Source organism: Rhizobium sp. KDH_Rht_773_N, assembly GCF_052946295.1.
The window spans coordinates 1,311,877-1,327,753 of the sequence record NZ_CM129525.1; the positions used below are offsets into that span (position 1 = coordinate 1,311,877).

Here is a 15,877-nt window from a genome sequence, read left to right on the forward strand (position 1 = left end):
AAAGAGCCCGGCAGCTCCAGGAGCATGCCATCGGCTTCAATATCATGGAGAAGAAGTTCGCCCGCCCGCCGCCTCATGCGCCGGACGGAAAAGCAATGCCGGCGCGACACCCCCAAGCGTCGCGCCGGCAAAGTTCATTACATGGTCTTGCCGGCTTCCACGTCCTTGCGGATCGCGTCGCGCTCTGCGTCCGGAGCGGCAACGAGGCCGTATTCGACGAGCGGGCCGTCAGGGCCGATCATCTGGTCGGATACGAAGAAGTTGACATATTCCTTCAGGCCGGGAACGGCGCCCAGATGTGCCTTCTTGACGTAGAAGAACAGCGGGCGGGAAACCGGGTAGGTGCCGTTGGCGATCGTTTCCGTGGAGGGAACGATGCCGCTCATGGAAGCGACCTTGAGCTTGTCGGCGTTGTTTTCGTAGAAGGAGAGGCCGAAGACGCCGACGCCGGTCTTGTTGGCGGCGATGCGTGCCAGCGTTTCCGGATAGTCGCCGTCGATGTCGACAGCAGCGCCGTCCTTGCGGACTGCGACGCAAGCCTTGGCCTGGGCGGCCTTGTCGGCGATTTCCTTGGCGATGACGTCCTGGGCGCCGGAAGCCTTGCAGCCAGCAGCGAGAACGTTCAGTTCGAAGACTTCGCGGGTGCCGTGCTTTTCGCCGGGGATATAGGCAGCGATATCAACAGCCGGAAGCTTCGGGTTGACTTCGGACCACTTCTTGTAGGGGTTGGCGACGAGCTTGCCGTCAACGACGACCTGGGCGGCGAGGGCCTTGTAGATGTCCTGGGGAACGTAGGCGACGTCCGGGTTGGAAGCATCGGTTGCGAAGACGATGCCGTCATAACCGATCTTGACTTCCTGGATGTCCGTTACGCCGGCAGCCTTGCAGGCTTCCATTTCGTTCTTGTTGATCGGGCGCGAAGCGTTGGCAACGTCGATCGTGTCTTCACCGACGCCCTTGCAGAATTCCTTCAGGCCAGCGCCCGTGCCGCCGGATTCGACGACCGGCGTCTTGAAGTTGGTGAAGGTCTCGCCGAAGGACTCGGCAACGATCTTTGCGTAAGGCAGGACGGTGGACGAACCGGCAACCTGGATCTGGTCGCGGGCGACGGCAACGCCAGCGAAAGCGGCGGTTGCAGCGAGCGCGGCAACAGTAAGTTTAAAGGTGTTCATTTGAATCTCCCGGCATTTGGGCTTGTGTGAGTGCGGCCTCGAAGAGGCCCTCGCATTGCCTTTTTTCATCGGCAGGACTCTCTTAGCGCCTTAAGCCCCGCCCTTTTATGTCAAATCGGTGAAACATTTATGACAGATTAAATTATTGATATTTAATGTAAAAACATGATGCCGCCAATTTGTGTGCGACATATTGCGTCAGAAACGCACGGTAAAGTCCGTGCCCTTGCCGACCTCGGATTTGACGACCAGCCGTGCACGGTGGCGCGTCAGGATATGCTTGACGATGGCAAGCCCCAGGCCCGTGCCCTTCTTGGAGCGGCTGTCCTCGATGGAGACGCGGTAGAAACGCTCCGTCAGGCGCGGCACGTGTTCGGCCGGGATGCCCGGCCCCTTGTCGACGACGCTGACCTCCACCGGCTGGCCCGGCCCGTTTTTCAGCCAGACATCGACGACCTCGCCTTCCTGGCCGTATTTGCAGGCGTTCTCCATCAGGTTCTCAAAGACCTGCACGAGCTCGTCGCGATCGCCCAGCACTTCGACCTTGCCTTCCGGCAGATGCAGGTTGATCGAGACGCCGACATCCCTGGCGAGCGGCAGCAGCGAATCCCGCACATGGCCGAGAAGCGGCACGAGATCCACCTTCTCGTCCGGCGCCAGATGGGATTTCAGCTCCAGCCTCGATAGCGACAGGAGATCGTCGACCAGCCGGCTCATGCGCGTCGTCTGGTCGAGCATGATGCCGAGGAAACGGGCCTGCGCCTTCTGGTCGTTCTTGGCCGGCCCCTGGATGGTTTCGATGAAGCCGCGCAGCGAGGCGAGCGGCGTGCGCAGCTCGTGGCTGGCATTGGCGACGAAATCCGAGCGCATGCGGTCGATGCGGCGCACCTCGGAAATGTCGCGGAAGGAGAGGATGTAATAGCGCTCGTTGCGGCCGTCGTCGTCCTTGAACTCGACGGGGGCGCTGCGCACGATATAGACGCGCTCGGACGGAAGCCGCTCGGAATGCTCGATCTGGTTCGGGGCGTTGGTGGCGATCGTCTCGCGCACCATGTCCAGCACGCCGGGCGAGCGCAGCCGCGCCGAGATGTGGGAGCCGGGCGTCACCTCGCCGAAGGCTTTTTCGGCCGCCCGGTTCTGGAAGAGCACGGAGGCATCCTGCGAGAGCACCATGACGGGAATGTCGAGGCCGGCAAGCGTGGCGGAGACTTCCGGCAGGCGGCTCGGCGGCAGTTCGGGCTCGGGCTCGGCCGGCTCGGCGACATCGGGCTTGATGACCGGCGCCTCGTTGAAAAGCGCGGTCAGGACCATGACGAGCAGCAGGGCGAGCACGATCCACTTGTTCATGCCCGCGGCCAGCGCCACCAGCGCGCTCAGCAGCGTCGCCAGCAAAACCGGGCGTTCGCGCCGGATGCGCGCCAACAGGTTTTTCGTCCACGACCTCTCGTCTTCCAAAGCGCCCCTCGCGGCATCGATTCGTTTTTCTTTACATTCAAACTCTGCCTGATAGCCGCCTTTCATGACAGAAGTTTTCCGTTTGGAAAACTTGTTCGAAAAGCCGCAGCGCGCCAGGGCCGATTGCGCCCTGCCGCCGCAACGGATTTGATTTTCAACGGTAAATATGTTCGCCTGACAAAAGCCAATTCATCAGGCGCAGGAGGAGACGATGGCCGAGGACGTCGAAAGCAGAGCCGTGGAGCTGGAGATCAGGGGCAAGAGGCGCGTCTTCGACATAGACGATCCCGCCCTGCCCGACTGGGTGGACGAACATGCGCTGGAATCGGGCGACTACCCCTACAAGAAAAAGCTCGAGGAAGACGAATATAACGAGGAGCTGCAGAAGCTGCAGGTCGAGCTCGTCAAGGTGCAGTTCTGGCTGCAGGCGACGGGCAGACGGGTGATGGCGCTGTTCGAGGGGCGCGACGCGGCCGGCAAGGGCGGCGCGATCCAGGCCTCCTCGGCGCATATGAACCCGCGCCTTGCCCGCGTGGTGGCGCTTGCCAAGCCGACCGAGCGCGAACAGGGCCAATGGTATTTCCAGCGCTATGTCGCCCAGTTTCCGACCTCGGGCGAATTCGTGCTGTTCGACCGCTCCTGGTACAACCGGGCGGGCGTGGAGCCGGTCATGGGCTTCTGCACGCCGAAACAATACGAGGATTTCCTCAACCAGGCGCCGTACGTGGAGAAGGTGATCGCCCACGAGGGCATCTATTTCTTCAAATTCTATCTCGATATCGGCCGGGAAATGCAGATCAAGCGTTTCCACGACCGGCGCCACGACCCGCTCGCCGTGTGGAAGCTCTCCTCGATGGATATCGCGGCGCTGAGCAAATGGGACGACTATAGCCAGAAGCGCGACCGGATGCTGAAGGAGACGCATACGGAATTTGCGCCCTGGACCGTGATCCACGCCAACGACAAGCGCCGGGCGCGGCTGAACCTCATCCGCCACATGCTGAAGACGATGGATTACGACGGCAAGGACAAGCAAGCGATCGGCGCGCTGGACGACAAGATCATCGGCTCCGGCCCCGGCTTTCTGAAATAGGCCCGCCGGGGCGACGGCGCGCCCTTACTGGCCCGGCAGGATGCGCACGGCAAAGAGATTGATGCCGCGCGCCTTGCCGTCGACATCGCTGTTGATCATCAGCCGGCCGGGCGAACTGGGCGCCAGCGAGCGGTCGAAACGCACCTGCAGCAGCGCGTCGGACTTTTCGCGCGTGACGCTGAAACGGTGACGGGCGCAACTGCCGAGCGACTGGAAATCGCATTCGACGGTGATCTGCGTCGGCTCGTCGGTGGTCGATTGCAGGGTCAGCGCGATGGTGGAGGACTTGCCGGCAAGCTGCTGCAGCACGCTGGCGGGAACGCTGATGGCAATGTTGCCGTCCGTATTGCCGCTCTGCGACGTCAGGCGCACGGCCGGGCCTTCGGTTTCGGTGACGTTTTCGGTGCGCGCGCGCGGGCCGTTCTCGATCTTGCCGGCATCGGCCGGCTTGAAGACCTCGATCCAGTCCGCCGAAAAGCCGTTCTGCGGGTCGATCGTCACGGGTTCGTCGACATGGGCGGGCGTGCCGCCGGCAGCAGCCTCCCCGCCGTCGAAATCTTCCGGCTGCGTGCTGGCGGGCGGATTGGCGACGCTGGTGTCGCGCTCGGCGGCGGTCTTCAGCAGGCCCGACGTATAGGCCCACCAGCCGCCCGTGCCGATGAAGGCGAGAACCACGCACCAGACGAGCAGGCGCGAGAAGAACTTGCGCGGCTTGCGGCGCACGGCGGCCCGTTCGGGGCGGAAATCCATGCCGGCGCGCCTGTCTTCCGCCGCGCGCCTCTCGCCGCGCATCTCGCCCAGCATCTCACTCTCGGGGGCGGCGCCGAGCTGACCGGCGCGGCCGGCGTGAACGTCGTCCAGGCTGGCATCGTCGAGGCCCGGATCGTCCCGGCGCCCAGCGGCACTGTGGCCGCGCGTTTCGCCGACGACGGCAAGGTGGTCGTCCTCGCCGTCGCGATAGGCGGGTTCGGCCGCAGGATAGGCAGGCTCCGGCGCGTGCGGGGCGGGCTCGGGCATTTCCACGACCGGCGGGACCGGCACTTCCGGCGGCCTCTGGCGCGGGTGGAGGCGGGCGCGCTCCTCGCTCTCGATCGTGTGGATCGTGGTTTCCAGACGATGGCGATGATGGGCCACCACGTCGGCATCGGTAATATCCTGCTTGCGCAGGCCGGCTTCCAGCGCCTGGCGGGCGGACTGGTAGATGCGCGCGCGAACCTCCGCATTGTCGCGGTCGGAATTGTCGAGCGCAGTTCTGATAGCCGTTTCTAATCCGCTCACGTCAGGCCCTTCACATTTGGTGCCGGCATCGATCCCTAAAACGTGTCGCGACCTTTCGGATCGCTTGCCACGCTCCAGGCTCCTGTATTCGCATGTCGTTACCGCAAAACCGCCGCACGCTTTTGCGCGACATGCTTTAAGGATTGAATGCCCGTCAAAATTCGGTAGCGGCAAGTGCGGCAAACCGCAAGCCTTGCAGCTCTTGCGCAACCGCATCGGCCGGGGAAAAGCCGCACCGCGCAAGGCTGCGAAGCTCCATTAGATATTCCGAAAGTGGACAGGATTACGGAAAAGCGCGGGCACTTTGCCTTCCAGCCCTTTTCGCTGGGCGCCGGCTCTGCTAATCAATTGACGTTTTCGTAAACGTCAAAGCGGTGAGACATGGCCCTGCCCGCAATCCTCAAGGACAATCTCCGGCTGCCGGTCGTCGGCTCGCCGCTGTTCATCGTCTCGCATCCGGCGCTGACGCTGGCGCAATGCAAGGCCGGCGTGATCGGCGCCTTCCCGGCATTGAACGCGCGGCCGGAAAGCCAGCTCGACGAGTGGCTGGCGATGATTACCGAGGAGCTTGCCCATTATAATGCGGCGCATCCGGATCGGCCGGCCGCCCCCTTCGCCGTCAACCAGATCGTCCACATGTCGAACCGGCGGCTGGAGCACGACCTCATGCTCTGCGTCAAATACAAGGTGCCCGTGGTCATTTCCTCGCTTGGCGCGGTGCCGGAGGTGAACGCGGCGGTGCATTCCTATGGCGGCATCGTGCTGCACGACGTCATCAACAACCGCCACGCCCATTCGGCGATCCGCAAGGGTGCCGATGGGCTGATCGCGGTGGCCGCCGGTGCCGGCGGCCATGCCGGCACGCTCTCGCCCTTCGCGCTGGTGCAGGAGATCCGCGCATGGTTCGACGGCCCGCTGCTGCTCGCCGGCGCGATCGCCACCGGCGGCGCGATCCTGGCGGCAGAGGCCATGGGCGCCGACATGGCCTATATCGGCACGCCCTTCATCGCGACCGAGGAGGCGCGCGCCACTGACGCCTACAAGCAGGCGATCGTCGAGGGTGCGGCCGCCGACATCGTCTATTCCAACTATTTCACCGGCGTTCACGGCAACTACCTCAAAGCCTCCATCCGCGCCGCCGGCCTCGACCCGGACCACCTGCCCGAAGCCGACCCCTCGAAGATGGATTTCGAACAGGCAACCGGCGGCGCCAAGGCCTGGAAGGATATCTGGGGCAGCGGCCAGGGCATCGGCGCCATCAAGGCCGTGGAGCCGGTGGCAAGGCTGGTCGACCGGCTGGAAGCCGAATACCGGGCGGCGCGCGCGCGGCTGGCGCTTTGAAGCGGGCGGCGCTTCGGGTTTTTGTCTGACGCATGTCGTTACCGCAATACCGCTGCACACTTTTGCGCGACATGCTCTTTCCACAGGCTTCAGCTTTTTTGCCAAAGCCATAAGAGGGCGCTTGAAATCTTCCGGCAATGCCTGTATCAGCCCCATGCAAATCGCGGGCGACAAGCTTCTCCCGCCGGATTGCCGCTTTAGCTCAGTCGGTAGAGCACATCATTCGTAATGATGGGGTCACGTGTTCGAGTCACGTAAGCGGCACCATTTCCCCTTCTCCTTGATTTGTTTTCAGGCGCAGTTCATCACCAAGCCGGCCTTTGCAAAGTCGCTCTGCCGAGCATTACCCGGCATTGATGGAGAGCGCGGCGTCCGGCCAGATCCATCCGGGCCGGGGTGCGCCTGGCAAAGTTTGTAAGCGGAGTGCGTTTTTCTCAAACTTCGTAAGCGACTTATCTCAATGAATTCAGCATCTTGGCATTTGCGCTTACGAACTTACGAAATTGGAGCTATTCCCGACTCTTATTATGGGGGGCGTTCATCCAGCCAAGTTTTGCAATATTCTTCGTAAGTCCGTAAGCGCTCCGACAAGATATTGAAATTGTTTGCCGATCCCGCTTACGAAATTTGCGTAAGCAAACGTAAGCAAACGTAAGCGCCTTCGCCGCCCGCCCTCACTGCCGCTGCAGGTCGATGCGGCTTGTGACCACCGCGCGGCCGGATGCGGGGTCGCGGTCGACCGTCTGCAGGCGCAGGCCGTTCTGGCCGACCTTTTCGATCATCATGCTGGCGCTGCGGTCGCCATTGGTGACGTGCGCCCAGGTGACGGCGAAGTTGAGGGCGTCGCCCTTGCGGCTGCCGACGAGTTTGGAGGGGCGGCCGGAGGGGCCGGTATAGTTGCCGGTATAGCCCTGGCCGGCGGCCTTCACCTTTGCCGAAAAGCGTCTGGTGATGGCGGCAAGCGCGCGGCAATTGCCGTTCATGGCGACCGTCGTCGGGCTCGTGTCGGATTTCAGGCTGCAGGAGACGTTGACCTTCATGCCGCCGATCCTGGTCAGGATCATGCCGCTGCCGCTCCAGTCGCCCGCCAGCGAATTGAGGAACTCGGCGTCGGACGCATTGGCGCCGGCGGCAAGGCCCGTGAAGGAGAGCAATGCTGCAAACAAAGGAAGACGCATGGGAGCACCCTGGGGTTTTCCTGAAGCGGAAAACTTGCGAGGCGGGAAATTGTTCCGCCGCGCCTGCCGCTTTCCTACTCGCGCCAGTGATCGGCCACCCAGGGGGTGGGCAATATATAGTGGCGCAGGTAGCGGAAGGGCTGCTTGCCGTCGCGTCGGGTAGCGTCGAAGACGCCGCTGATATGTTTGAGCCGCGTTTCGCCACGGCCGCGCGGGCCGAACTTGCCGTCGATGGCGTTCTGCGGGTGGAAGCCGCGCGGGAAGAGCACGACGCGGGCGCCGGCCGGCAGGCGCGGCGCCAGGAAATAGTTCAGCGGAAAGGGCCAGTGACAGTCCTGGCGGAAATGCAGGACCCAGTTTCGCGGGAAGAACTTTACCCCGCCCGGCGCGTTGCGGGTGACGAAACGCTGCTCGTATTCGTATTCGTCGGCCACTTTCTGCGGATCGGCCCGGAACGTTTCCTGCAGCGGCAGGAGCTTGCCGACCGGGAAACGGAAGAGCGAGCTCTGGCCGAGCCTTTCGAAGGGTGTCGTCTGGTTGCGGGCCATGACGACATCGTCAGGCCCGCCGATCCGGAAGAAACCGTCGAGGGAGGCGACGATGACGAGATCGAGGTCGAGATAGAGGACAGGGCCGGCGAGGCTGCCGAGCTTTTCCCCCCAGAGCCTGGCCTTCGGCCAGATGCCGCGCGAATTAACCGGCATTTCCACATCCAGCGGCGGCAGGTCCTCGCACAGGATGGCGGGGTGCAGATTGTCCCGGCAATCGGTGAAACAGGTGAAGGTGAAGGGCGGCGTGATGTTGCGCGCCACCATCGCATAGAGCCGATTGATGAAGATCGGCCCGTATCGCGTGCCCCAGTTGATGCAAATTACCTGTTTGACGCCGCCGCTCGCAGCCAGAACATCCGTCATCATATCCTGTCGTTTCCGTGCCCGGAGCCGAAGGCTTCGCGGGCATGTATCGGACCCTGACTGGGGCAACCGGCGCAAACGCCATCCAGATAGCGGAGCGGCCCAGCCTGCCGGGTCTCCTCGCTGCGGCTGAGCCCGCCGCAACGTCCTTTGCAGACTGCTTTGTATTGGAAATTTGCCGGGGCCGGAAGCAGTATAAACCGCTGCGGCCGAAGAAAAGCGCATCACTTGCGCTTTACCTGCTACCGGCAGGAGCATAAAAGACTGCCGGTATCACACGTTGCACCTGCCCCGCCACCGAGAGCAGTTTTCCCGTCACGGAGAAAGCTCCGAAAGGTCCGCCATGTCCGCCACCGCCCAGCACTCCAACCGCACGCTCGTCGTCGCCACGATCATGCTCGCGACCTTCATGGTGGCGATCGAGGCGACCATCGTGGCGACCGCCATGCCGCGCATCGTCGGCCAGCTCGGCGGATTCACCTATTACAGCTGGGTGTTTTCCGCCTTCCTGCTGGCGCAGTCGACGACGACCGTCATCTACGGCAAGCTTTCGGATATTTTCGGCCGCAAGCCGGTGCTGATCGGCGGCATCCTCGTCTTCCTTGCCGGCTCGCTCTTCTGCGGGCTTGCCTGGTCGATGGCCGCGCTCATCGTCTTCCGGCTCATACAGGGGCTCGGCGCCGGCGCGATCCAGCCGGTGACGATGACGATCATCGGCGACCTCTTCAAGCTGGAGGAGCGCGGCAAGGTGCAGGGCGTGATGGCGACCGTCTGGGCGACGTCGGCCGTCGTCGGGCCGCTTGCCGGCGGCATCATCGTCGATACGATCTCCTGGGCCTGGATCTTCTGGATCAACCTGCCGATCGGCATCTTCTCGATCATCGCCTTCCTGATCTTCCTCAAGGAGGACGTGGCGCACAGGCAAGCGAAGATCGACTATCTCGGCGCCATCCTGTTTTCGGTTTCCATCGTGGCGCTCCTGACGATCCTGACGGAGACGGACGCGCCGGCCTGGGTTCTCCTCTCGCTGGCAGCCGTCTTCGTCGTCACCGGCATCCTCTTCGTGCTGCAGGAAAGGCGCACGCCGGAGCCGATCATTTCCATCGCGCTGTGGAGCCGGCGGCTTGTCGCCACCAGCAATGCCTGCATGCTGCTGGCCGGCATGGCGCTGATCGGCCTTTCGACCATCCTGCCGATCTATGTGCAGGGCGTGCTCGGCCGCTCGCCTGTCGTTGCCGGTTTCACGCTTACCATGCTGGTGGTCGGCTGGCCGCTGTCGGTGATGCTGTCGAGCCGGTTCTTCAAGGCCTTCGGCATCCGGAACACGCTGCGGGTCGGCAGTTTCCTGTTTCCCTTCGGCGCCTTTTTCCTGCTGTTCCTGACGCCGGAGAGCCACCCGGCCGTTGCCGGCGCCGGCTCCTTCTTCATGGGCTTCGGCATGGGGCTCATCAACCTCACCAGCATCGCGCTGGTGCAGGACAGCGTGGAATGGTCGATGCGCGGCAGTGCCACGGCCTCGATCATCTTTGCCCGCAGCCTCGGCAACACACTGGGCGCCACCGTGCTCGGCGCCGTCCTCAATGCCGGGATCGACCATTACGCGACGGGTGAGGCGGCCGACGGGCTGCACAGGGTGCTGAACGAGCCGACCGGGCTTTCGGAGCTTGCCGGCGATCCGGCGGTGCGCGGTATTTTCGACGCGGCGCTGCACTGGAGCTTCTGGGGTGTCGTGGTGGTGGCGGTGCTGACCTTTGCAACGACCTGGCTCATTCCGGTCGGGCGCGGCGTGAAGGCGGGCGGTACGGGGGGCGCGGCGAGCGAGGCGGCCTCGCATTAGAGACAGGCTGATCGGCTGGCGTGGTGCCGTGTGGCCCCCGCATCCGCCCTTCGGGCACCTTCTCCCCGATGGGGCGAAGGGGGGTGCGGCAACGTCCCGCCCCATCGAAGCGTCTCATCCCGTTGCAAACGGTGCAGCGGCACACCCTTCGCGATCATCTTTTTTGAAGCCGACGTCTGCGCTCAGGCGCTTTCGGCGGCACTCTGCGGGATCGACTGCAGCAGGGTCTGGCGGGCCGAGCGGAGGTGGATGCGGCAGGCGGCCTCGATCCTTGCCTGGTCGCGGGCTTCGAGGGCGGCGATATAATCGAGATGTTCGTGGATGGCGCGCTCATTGCGTTCGCGGGCGGCGGCCTTGTTCCACTGGTAGTGATAGTGGAAGATGATGGCGATGGCGTCGTAGAAATCGGCGATGAAGCGGTTCTTCGAGGCGCGGTGGATCAGAAGGTGGAAGCGCTCGTCGAGGGCGGAGAATTCCTTGAAGCGGTTGTTGATGTCCGAGAGCACCGAGACATGCTCCTCCCTGATGGCCGCCAGATCGGCCCAGGCCTGATGGTCGGCCGGCAGCTTGCCGAATTCGGCGGCCGAGTGCAGCTCGAACATTTCGCGCACGTCGGCCAGTTCCAGCGCGAATTCGCGGGTAAAACCCTTCAGCGTCCAATGGCTGTTCGGGCGTTTTTCGATCAGGCCGAAGCGGGAGAAGCGGATGAGGAATTCGCGCACGCTGGTCGTGCCGGTGCCGATCTCGCGGGCGAGCTCCAGCTCGTTGATCTGCATGCCGGGGGCGGCTTCGTCGGAGAGGATGCGCTGCATGAAGCTGCGCTCGATGATGTCGTGCAGGCTGTCGGTCTCTTCGGAGGGGAAGAGATCGCGGTCGGTCGGCTGGCGGAGGACGATCTTCTGGCGCTTGTTCCAGCGGATGATGCCCTCGTCGCTGAGGCGGGTGAGGATGGCGCGCGCCGTGCTGCGGCTGACGCCGAGCTGGGCGGCGATCTCCGGCTCGGAGGGCAGCGCGGTATCCATGCGCAATGCCGCCGCATACCGGTTATAGGCTTCCTTGAAGACCGTATTCTGCCTTGCCATCAGACCCCCGCTTTCCGCCCGAGCGACACGGCGATGATACCCGCCACAGGAACGGGCATAGCCGGACCAGAAGCCTCTTCAAGCGAGTTTTATCTTATTTTCGCTCGCCTGCGGCTGTTTGCCTCCCTCGTCCACAGGATCAATATTCCCGTTGACTTGAAAATGTTTATTGTAGATAAAAAACAAAATCAATGCGCATTTGTCGAGGCAACGGGCAGCGATGCGGCCGGCGTTGCCATGGGAGAAGAGATTGGACAGACAGAACTGGATCATCCTGTCGGCCGGAGACAATGTCGCGGTCGCGACGGCCCCGATCGCCGAGGGATCGCCCGTTGCCGGCGTGACGGTGCGGCAGAAGATCGACGCCGGCCACAAGGTCGCCATTACCGATATCCCGCTCGGCACGCCGGTCGTCAAATACGGCCAGGCGATCGGCCGCACGACGGCCGACGTGAAGGCCGGCGACCATGTTCACAGCCACAACTTGCATTTCGAAAACGACCGTCTGGCGGCATCGGCCAATTCCGCCCCGGAAGAGGCGAGCGCGGCAGACAAGGCGCGCACCTTCATGGGTTATCGCCGCGCCGACGGGCGGGCGGCCACGCGCAACTATATCGGCATCATCGCCAGCGTGAACTGTTCCACCACGGTCTGCCGGGCGATTGCCGACGAGGCCAACCGCACCATCCTGCCGCATTATGACGGGATCGACGGTTTCGTGCCGATCGTGCACGACCAGGGCTGCGGCATGAGCTCGACCGGCGACGGCATGAACGTGCTGCACCGGACCCTTGCCGGTTATACGCGGCATGTGAATTTCGGCGGCGTGCTGATGATCGGGCTTGGCTGCGAGGTCAACCAGCTGACGCTGTACGGCCAGAGCGGGGCCGGCGCCTCCAAGCGGCATTTCAACATCCAGGACGCCGGCGGTTCGCGCCGGGCGGTCGAGCGCGCCATGGGCGTGCTGCGCGAGATCGCCGCCGATGTCGGCCGGGAAAAGCGCGTGCCGATGTCGATCAGCGAGATCATCATCGGGTTGCAATGCGGCGGCTCGGACGGTTTTTCGGGCATTACCGCCAATCCGGCGCTGGGTGTCGCGGCCGACCTGCTGGCCGCTGCCGGCGGCACGGCGATCCTTTCGGAAACTTCCGAGATCTACGGCGCCGAACACCTGCTGCGCAGCCGCGCCGTCAGCGAAGAGGTCGCCAGGAAGCTCGACGAGAAGATCGCCTGGTGGGAGGATTACGTCGCCCTGCACGGCGCCTCGCTCGACAACAACCCGTCGCCGGGCAACAAGCGCGGGGGGCTGACGACCATTCTCGAAAAGTCGCTCGGCGCCGTTGCCAAGGGCGGCCGCTCGCCGCTGACGGCGGTCTACGGTTATGCCGAGCGCGTGACCGCCCCCGGCCTCGTCTTCATGGATACGCCCGGCTACGACCCGGTCTCGGCCACCGGCCAGGTTGCCGGCGGGGCGAACATGATCGCCTTCACCACCGGCCGCGGCTCCTGCTTCGGCTGTCGCCCGGCGCCGTCGCTGAAGCTCGCCAGCAATTCGGCCCTCTATGCCTCGATGGAAGAGGACATGGATATCGATTGCGGCACGATCGTCACCGGCGACGCGACGATCAGCGCCAAGGGCCGCGAGATCTTCGACCTGATCGTCGACACCGCCTCCGGCAAGAAAACGAAAAGTGAAATTTTCGGCTACGGCGATAACGAATTTGTGCCGTGGCATCTCGGCGCCACGCTCTAGATAATATTGAACGGATTTCAGGTCTTCACGAGGAGGAATGATGAAGACGAGGAGGATCGGCAGGACGGCGCTCGAAGTGACCGAAATCAGCTTCGGCGCCGCAGCGCTTGGCGGCCTTTACCGCGCCTGCCCGCGCGAGCAGGCGATGGAAACGCTGGAGGCGGCCTGGAACCACGGCATCCGCTATTTCGACGTGGCGCCCTGGTACGGGCTCGGGCTCGGCGAACGGCGGGTCGGCGATTTCCTGCGCGACAAGCCGGAGAACGACTATGTGCTCTCCACCAAGGTCGGCCGCCTGCTGCGCCCGGTGCCGACGGGCACGGTTCCCGATTACAGCTATGTCGAGCCGCTCTCCTTCGATGCCGATTACGACTATTCCTATGACGGCATCATGCGCTCGGTCGATTTTTCCTATGCGCGTCTCGGGCTGAACCGCATCGATATCCTGTTCGTGCACGATATCGGCGCCTATACGCATGGCGCGGCCCAAAACGCCGTGCATCTGAAGAACTTCCTCGACAGCGGCGTCAAGGCGCTGGAACAGCTGAAATCCTCGGGCGCGATCAAGGCTTTCGGCCTCGGCGTCAACGAGGTTCCGGTCTGCCTGGACGTGATGCGCAACGCCGATATCGACACGATCCTGCTTGCCGGCCGCTATACGCTGCTCGACCGCTCGGCCGTTGCCGAACTCATTCCGCTCTGCCGGCAAAAGGGCACCTCGCTCGTCGTCGGCGGCGTGTTCAATTCCGGCATCCTGGCAACCGGGCCGGTGCCGGGCTCGCATTTCGACTATATGCCGGCGAGCGAGGACGTGCTTGCCAAGGTGGGCGCGATGGAAGAGGTGGCCAGGCGCCACGGCCTGCCGCTTGCCGCCCCTGCCCTGCAGTTTCCGCTGCGCGACCCGGTCGTCTCCTCGGTGCTGATCGGCACGGCGAAGCCCGCCAGCCTTGCGCGCAACATGGAGAATTTCGAGCCGCAGCTGCCGGCCGGCCTCTATCCCGAATTCGAACCCTACACGCTCACCGCCGCCCCGCTCGGCGAAGAAGCCGTCCGCGTCTGAGGAACCGCCATGCTGAAAGGTATTCACCCGCTTCTCGGCCCCGACCTGCTCCATGCGCTCAAAAGCATGGGGCACGGCGACGATATCGTCATTGCCGACGCCAATTTCCCGGCAAGCAGCATGGGGCCTGACGTCATCCGCGCCGATGGCGTGAGCGCCACCGCCATGGCCGAGGCGATCCTCACCCACATGCCGCTCGATACGTTCGTGCCGCAATCGGCATGGCGCATGGAAGTGGTGGGCGACCCGAAGGCGGTGCCGGAGGTCTGCGCCGAATTCCAGGCGGTCGTCACCCGCCGCGCCGGCGATTTTTCCATCGCCTCCGTCGAACGGTTCGCCTTTTACGAGATGGCCCGCAAGGCCGCCTATATCGTCGCGACGACGGAGTTCCGGCTGTACGGCAACCTGATTTTGAAGAAGGGCGTCGTGCATCCGCACGAGGTGCAGTTCGACTGAGGACCTTATTTCAGGTCTTTATATATTTGAAATAAAAACAATTACTTGGGAAGAAATTTAGCAGGCCGCGAAGGCGAAATCAGCGCACTTGCAATTTGTTTGCGCCTCGGCTAGCTTCTCAACGCAAATGTTTTTTATCGATAAAAATCGTCCGCCTGCGTTCAGCGGTCCGGTTTCATTGGAGGAGAACGCACCCTGAGAGGAGAACCTTTATGAGCATCGTGAAATCCCTTCTGTCGCGCCGTGCCTTTACGGCGCTTGCAGGCGCTGCCGTCATTGCGACGGCGATGCCGGCCGCGTCCTTTGCCGCCGACGTGACGATCCCGATCATCGTCAAGGACACGACGTCCTTCTACTGGCAGATCGTTCTGGCCGGCGCGCGCAAGGCCGGCAAGGATCTCGGCGTCAACGTGCCGGAACTCGGCGCACAGGCAGAATCCGACATCAACGGCCAGATCAGCATTCTCGAGAACGCCGTTGCCGGCAAGCCTGCCGCCATCGTCATCTCGCCGACCGAGTTCAAGGCGCTCGGCAAGCCGATCGACGAGGCCGCCAAGTCCGTTCCGATCATCGGCATCGACTCGGCTGCCGATTCCAAGTCGTTCAAGTCGTTCCTGACGACCGACAACGTCCAGGGCGGGCGCATCGCCGCTGACGGCCTTGCCGCCGCCATCAAGGAGATGACGGGCAAGGAAGAAGGCGACGTCGTGCTTCTCACCAACCTGCCGGGCGTCGGCTCGCTGGAGCAGCGCCGCGAAGGCTTCCTTGACCAGATCAAGACCAAGCATCCGGGCCTGAAGGTCATCGCCGACAAGTATGGCGACGGCCAGGCCACGACCGGCCTCAACATGATGACCGACCTGATCACGGCCAACCCGAACCTCGTCGGCGTCTTCGCCTCCAACCTCATCATGGCGCAGGGCGTGGGCCAGGCGATCGCCGAAAACAAGCTCGGTGACAAGATCAAGGTCATCGGCTTCGACAGCGACGACAAGACCGTCGGCTTCCTCAAGGACGGCGCCATTGCCGGCCTCGTCGTCCAGGACCCCTACCGCATGGGTTATGACGGCGTGAAGACCGCGCTTGCCGTCTCCAAGGGCGAGAAGGTGGCCGAAAACGTCGATACCGGCGCCAACCTCGTCACCAAGGCGAACATGGCCGATCCGAAGATCGACGCGCTTCTGAACCCGAAGATCAAGTAAGGCGACAGACGGGCCGCGCCGGCTGCAAAAACCGGCGCGGCCTTTTCCATCCGATG

Annotated in this window: 13 protein-coding genes and 1 tRNA gene; 8 read left to right on the top strand and 6 right to left on the bottom strand. The window is 63.4% G+C overall.

Annotated features, from left to right (window positions below):
- Positions 1 to 137 precede the first annotated feature (137 nt).
- Positions 138 to 1,172 carry a substrate-binding domain-containing protein gene (locus tag ACU8HS_RS06720; protein WP_112705879.1) on the bottom strand — a complete coding sequence of 345 codons (1,035 nt, stop codon included), beginning with the start codon at positions 1,170 to 1,172 and terminating at the stop codon, positions 138 to 140.
- 198 nt (positions 1,173 to 1,370) lie between these two features.
- On the bottom strand, positions 1,371 to 2,594 hold the full coding sequence (phoR, locus tag ACU8HS_RS06725) for a phosphate regulon sensor histidine kinase PhoR (protein ID WP_112754898.1): 1,224 nt from the start codon (positions 2,592 to 2,594) through the stop codon (positions 1,371 to 1,373).
- A 244-nt stretch (positions 2,595 to 2,838) separates the two neighbouring features.
- On the opposite strand from phoR, the gene ppk2 reads away from it, so the two are divergent.
- Entirely contained in the window at positions 2,839 to 3,720 is an 882-nt protein-coding gene (gene ppk2 / locus ACU8HS_RS06730; protein WP_112705878.1) for a polyphosphate kinase 2, read from the top strand.
- A 24-nt stretch (positions 3,721 to 3,744) separates the two neighbouring features.
- On the opposite strand, the gene ACU8HS_RS06735 is transcribed toward ppk2, so the two are convergent.
- Positions 3,745 to 4,998 (bottom strand): regulator, encoded by a 1,254-nt coding sequence (locus ACU8HS_RS06735; protein ID WP_447015641.1) that lies wholly within the window; start codon positions 4,996 to 4,998, stop codon positions 3,745 to 3,747.
- Between the two features lie 381 nt (positions 4,999 to 5,379).
- Here ACU8HS_RS06735 and ACU8HS_RS06740 point away from each other — a divergent pair, with 381 nt between their 5' ends.
- Both ACU8HS_RS06740 and ACU8HS_RS06745 read left to right on the top strand, forming a co-directional pair.
- A complete protein-coding gene (locus tag ACU8HS_RS06740) occupies positions 5,380 to 6,339 on the top strand; it encodes an NAD(P)H-dependent flavin oxidoreductase (RefSeq protein ID WP_113413013.1) in 960 nt (319 codons plus the stop codon).
- A gap of 191 nt (positions 6,340 to 6,530) precedes the next feature.
- Positions 6,531 to 6,606: transfer RNA gene (locus ACU8HS_RS06745), tRNA-Thr, on the top strand.
- A gap of 407 nt (positions 6,607 to 7,013) precedes the next feature.
- Here the strand turns inward: ACU8HS_RS06745 and ACU8HS_RS06750 are convergent.
- A complete protein-coding gene (locus ACU8HS_RS06750; protein ID WP_447015642.1) occupies positions 7,014 to 7,517 on the bottom strand; it encodes a hypothetical protein in 504 nt (167 codons plus the stop codon).
- A gap of 74 nt (positions 7,518 to 7,591) precedes the next feature.
- Positions 7,592 to 8,434, bottom strand: coding sequence for a glycosyl transferase (locus ACU8HS_RS06755; protein ID WP_112705875.1), 843 nt, complete (start codon positions 8,432 to 8,434; stop codon positions 7,592 to 7,594).
- A 340-nt stretch (positions 8,435 to 8,774) separates the two neighbouring features.
- On the opposite strand from ACU8HS_RS06755, the gene ACU8HS_RS06760 reads away from it, so the two are divergent.
- Positions 8,775 to 10,268 (top strand): MDR family MFS transporter, encoded by a 1,494-nt coding sequence (locus tag ACU8HS_RS06760; protein WP_112565568.1) that lies wholly within the window; start codon positions 8,775 to 8,777, stop codon positions 10,266 to 10,268.
- 182 nt (positions 10,269 to 10,450) lie between these two features.
- On the opposite strand, the gene ACU8HS_RS06765 is transcribed toward ACU8HS_RS06760, so the two are convergent.
- Positions 10,451 to 11,350 (bottom strand): GntR family transcriptional regulator, encoded by a 900-nt coding sequence (locus ACU8HS_RS06765; protein WP_112565565.1) that lies wholly within the window; start codon positions 11,348 to 11,350, stop codon positions 10,451 to 10,453.
- Positions 11,351 to 11,600: 250 nt separating this feature from the next.
- On the opposite strand from ACU8HS_RS06765, the gene ACU8HS_RS06770 reads away from it, so the two are divergent.
- From ACU8HS_RS06770 to ACU8HS_RS06785, 4 genes are all read left to right on the top strand, one after another.
- Complete coding sequence (locus ACU8HS_RS06770) at positions 11,601 to 13,103, top strand: UxaA family hydrolase (protein WP_112565562.1); 1,503 nt, start codon at positions 11,601 to 11,603, stop codon at positions 13,101 to 13,103.
- 40 nt (positions 13,104 to 13,143) lie between these two features.
- Positions 13,144 to 14,163: an aldo/keto reductase gene (locus ACU8HS_RS06775; protein WP_112565559.1), complete on the top strand. Its 1,020-nt coding sequence runs from the start codon at positions 13,144 to 13,146 to the stop codon at positions 14,161 to 14,163.
- A 9-nt stretch (positions 14,164 to 14,172) separates the two neighbouring features.
- Complete coding sequence (locus tag ACU8HS_RS06780; protein ID WP_447015643.1) at positions 14,173 to 14,619, top strand: RbsD/FucU family protein; 447 nt, start codon at positions 14,173 to 14,175, stop codon at positions 14,617 to 14,619.
- A 212-nt stretch (positions 14,620 to 14,831) separates the two neighbouring features.
- Positions 14,832 to 15,821, top strand: a complete 990-nt coding sequence (locus ACU8HS_RS06785) for an ABC transporter substrate-binding protein (protein ID WP_112565554.1) — start codon at positions 14,832 to 14,834, stop codon at positions 15,819 to 15,821.
- Positions 15,822 to 15,877 lie beyond the last annotated feature (56 nt).